This is a genomic window from Mesorhizobium sp. M7A.F.Ca.CA.001.04.2.1 (assembly GCF_003998485.1).
Taxonomy (GTDB): Bacteria; Pseudomonadota; Alphaproteobacteria; order Rhizobiales; family Rhizobiaceae; genus Mesorhizobium; species Mesorhizobium ciceri.
Genome location: NZ_RZQT01000262.1, coordinates 1 through 2,538 on the forward strand (window position 1 = coordinate 1; position 2,538 = coordinate 2,538).

A 2,538-nucleotide genomic window follows, 5' to 3' on the forward strand; every position below is an offset into this window, starting at 1 on the left:
GTGGAACGGCAGGCCGAGATCGCGCGAGGCATAATGGCCGCCGACCGTCTTGCCTGCATGAACCGTCGCGGCGATCTCGCCCGACATGACCGGATCATTGGCGACGACGCCGGGGAAATTCATCACTTCGCCCAGGCCGATAATGTTCTCCCAGGTCATCGCTTCCGCGACATCGGCGACCGTCAGCTCGGCGCCGGCATGTTCCAGCCCCGGCGCCGAAGGCACGCAGGACGGCATCTGCACATGCACGTTGATGGGCATGGCGACCGCTTCGTCATGCATCAGCCGCACGCCGGGCAGACCCAGAACATTGGCGATTTCGTGCGGGTCGATGAACATCGAGGTGGTGCCGTGCGGAATGACGGCCCGGCAGAACTCGGTCACCGTCACCATGCCGCTCTCGACATGCATATGCGCGTCGCAGAGGCCGGGCACCAGATAACGCCCGCCGGCATCGACCACCTTGGTGCCCTGGCCGATTGCATGGCTGGCATTCGGCCCGCAATAGGCAAAGCGCCCGCCGGCAATGGCGATGTCGGTGCCGGCGATGATCTCGCCCGAATGGACGTTCACCCAGCGGCCGTTGCGCACGACCAGGTCAGCGGGTTTGCGCCCCACGGCGACATCGACCAGATGTGTCGCCATCTCGGTCCACGGTCTGGGTTTTGCGGGCGTTGCTTTCGTCATTGGCGATTCCTCGGTTGCCGCCAGTCTCGCAAATGTCGGCGGGCGCCGCCAGAGCCGTCGGTCCGACATACCGCGTCAGGGCGAGCTTGTTGACTAATCCGGCTGGAAGGCGATGCTGACCGCGAACCGAACCATATGAGGGAAGACATGACCCGTTTTTGGAAAGCGTTCGCCATCGTTATCCTGTTCGCAGCGTCGACCACTTCTGCCGTGGCCGAGGAGCGTTGGCAGACCTTGCCGGAACCAGCGGCCATGCCCAAACCCGATCAGAGCGGATACGCGCCGGTGAACGGCATCCAGATGTACTACGCCGTTTTCGGCGCGGGCGATCCGGTGCTGCTCATCCATGGCGGCCTCGGCCACAGCGACATCTGGGCCAGCCAGGTGGCCACGCTTTCCAAGATGCACAAGGTGATCGTCGCCGACAGCCGTGGCCACGGCCGCTCCACCCGCACCGAGCAGCCCTATGGCTACGACTTAATGGCGTCGGACTATCTGGCGCTGCTCGACCACCTGAAGATCGACAAGACCGCGCTTGTCGGCTGGAGCGATGGCGGCATCATCGGTATCGACATCGCACTGCATCATCCGGAGCGGCTGACAAGGCTGTTCGCGCAAGCCGCCAACGTAACCACCGACGGCCTTGATCCGGGCGTGATGACCAACAAGACCTTTGCCGCCTACATCGACCGCTCCGGCCGCGACTACAAGAAGATGTCGAAAACACCGGACCAGTATGACGCCTTCGTGGCGCAGATGAGCCACATGTGGGAGAGCGAGCCGGCGTGGAGCAAGGAACAGCTTGCCGAGATAACCACGCCGACGGCGATCGTTGCCGGCGACCACGATGAGGCGATCAAGCGCGAACACACCGAATATATCGCCTCCGCCATCCCAGGTGCGAAGCTGATCATCCTGCCCAACGCCAGTCATTTCGCCATGCTGCAAGCGCCGGATGAATATAGCCGGGCTGTGCTGGACTTCATCGATGCCAAATAGAGGATTCTGTACGGCGACAGGGGGATTGCGATTGCGGCGAATGCGGTTATCCTTCTGACGAGGATCTTTCTGAACCGTCATTTCGGGGAGTTCGATGCGTCGACTGATGGTCGCTAGTGCCGGTTTCCTTGCCGTTCTGGCCGTGCCGGCTTTTGCAGCCGACCCGGCGGTCGACGTGCCGATGACCGCGCCTGGATTCGACTGGACGGGCTATTACGCTGGTCTGCAGGCCGGCTATGGCTGGGGCCAATCCGATATATCGGTGACAGAAGGTGCGCCGTTTTCCATCGCGCCCGACATTGACGGCGGTTTTGTCGGCGGCCACGTCGCCGGCCTGTGGCAATTCGACCAGGCGGTGCTCGGCGCCGAGGCGGATCTCAACTATTCCTCGGTCGGCGGCACGACGGTATCGGCGCTGGGAAGCACATTCGGCACCGACATCAAGTGGTTCGGGTCGGTCAACGCCAAGGCGGGTTACGCCATGGACCGCCTGCTGGTCTACGGCATTGGCGGCGTTGCCTTTGCCGGCATCGAAACATCGCAAGTCGCGGGTCCGGCGTTCGACAGCACGCGCACGAATGTCGGCTGGACCGTGGGTGCCGGCGTCGACTACGCGCTGACCGACAAGTTCGTCGTCGGCGCGCAGTATCGCTACTATGATTTCGGCTCCGAGCACTACGAGGTGGCAGAACCCTTTAACGATCGCGATCAGAACGTGAAGCTGAATACGGTCGGGATCAATTTGAGCTACAAGTTCTGACCAGGCCCACAATCGCGACGCTGCCGGCCCAGGCGACCACTTGAGGGGCTCTCTTCATGGAAGGGTGGCCGACGCTCCCAGTGGGCGGGGGG

General features: G+C 62.8%; 3 protein-coding genes. 2 read left to right on the forward strand and 1 reads right to left on the reverse strand.

Annotated elements, in window-relative coordinates:
- Positions 1 to 687, reverse strand: a 687-nt coding sequence (locus tag EN955_RS34265) for an amidohydrolase family protein (RefSeq protein ID WP_164769970.1), incomplete at its 3' end; no start/stop codon positions are given.
- Between the two features lie 147 nt (positions 688 to 834).
- Between EN955_RS34265 and EN955_RS34270 the strand changes: the two genes are divergently transcribed.
- Together EN955_RS34270 and EN955_RS34275 are read left to right on the forward strand one after the other, a co-directional pair.
- Positions 835 to 1,686 carry an alpha/beta fold hydrolase gene (locus tag EN955_RS34270; RefSeq protein ID WP_024503863.1) on the forward strand — a complete coding sequence of 284 codons (852 nt, stop codon included), beginning with the start codon at positions 835 to 837 and terminating at the stop codon, positions 1,684 to 1,686.
- A 94-nt stretch (positions 1,687 to 1,780) separates the two neighbouring features.
- Positions 1,781 to 2,446: an outer membrane protein gene (locus tag EN955_RS34275; RefSeq protein WP_013531320.1), complete on the forward strand. Its 666-nt coding sequence runs from the start codon at positions 1,781 to 1,783 to the stop codon at positions 2,444 to 2,446.
- Positions 2,447 to 2,538: the final 92 nt, after the last annotated feature.

Coding starts and splice junctions, on each gene's coding strand:
- EN955_RS34270 (WP_024503863.1), top strand. CDS start 835: ATGACCCGTTTTTGGAAAGCGTTCGCCATCGTTATCCTGTTCGCAGCG.
- EN955_RS34275 (WP_013531320.1), top strand. CDS start 1,781: ATGCGTCGACTGATGGTCGCTAGTGCCGGTTTCCTTGCCGTTCTGGCC.